The sequence below is a fragment of the Sphaerisporangium rhizosphaerae genome (genome assembly GCF_042665155.1).
Lineage (GTDB): Bacteria > Actinomycetota > Actinomycetes > Streptosporangiales > Streptosporangiaceae > Sphaerisporangium > Sphaerisporangium rhizosphaerae.
The window spans coordinates 1-534 of the sequence record NZ_JBHTCG010000126.1 but is presented as its reverse complement, the minus strand read 5'-3'; the positions used below and the strand labels follow the sequence as shown (position 1 = coordinate 534).

General features: G+C 27.7%; 1 protein-coding gene. It reads left to right on the top strand.

What is annotated here, in order from left to right; genetic code table 11:
• On the top strand, nt 1-334 hold a 334-nt coding region (locus ACFQSB_RS40390), incomplete at its 5' end, for a hypothetical protein (RefSeq protein WP_380832673.1).
• Nucleotides 335-534 lie beyond the last annotated feature (200 nt).

Genomic DNA, 534 nt, shown 5'->3' with positions numbered 1-534 from the left:
GTCATTGTTCAGTAGCATCTCCAGAATCTCAAATGAAAATAAATTTATTATTCATTCTATTTTTGTTGATTCTTTAGAAAATGGAAATAACCATGAAGATTTCGATACTCCAATTCGATTACCCAAAACGAGACGAGACGACGCCCGATTAATGCAGCAAGTATATGATTATATTCTATCTAATTTAGAAAACCCGCTTCCTTCACTAAAAGAACTTTCCAAGATTTTTGGAACGAATGAACACAAACTAAAAGAAGCTTTTAAATACTTCTTTGAAAAAACGGATGGAAAAAAATGTAAGATCACCTATTTCAGCAAGAAATGCTTTGAATGAATCTATCATTGGCCTAAATACATCCATAGAAGATATACGAATTAAGTGATTTACTCAAATTTACGATTCTTATATTTAAAAAATAATTAAAATCGTACAAAAGTTATAAAATATATAACAAAATAAAAAATCCGTTTTGTTTACACAAAACGGATTCATATCTAAGAAGTCTAAAAATCAGACTTTCAAATAATTTAAAT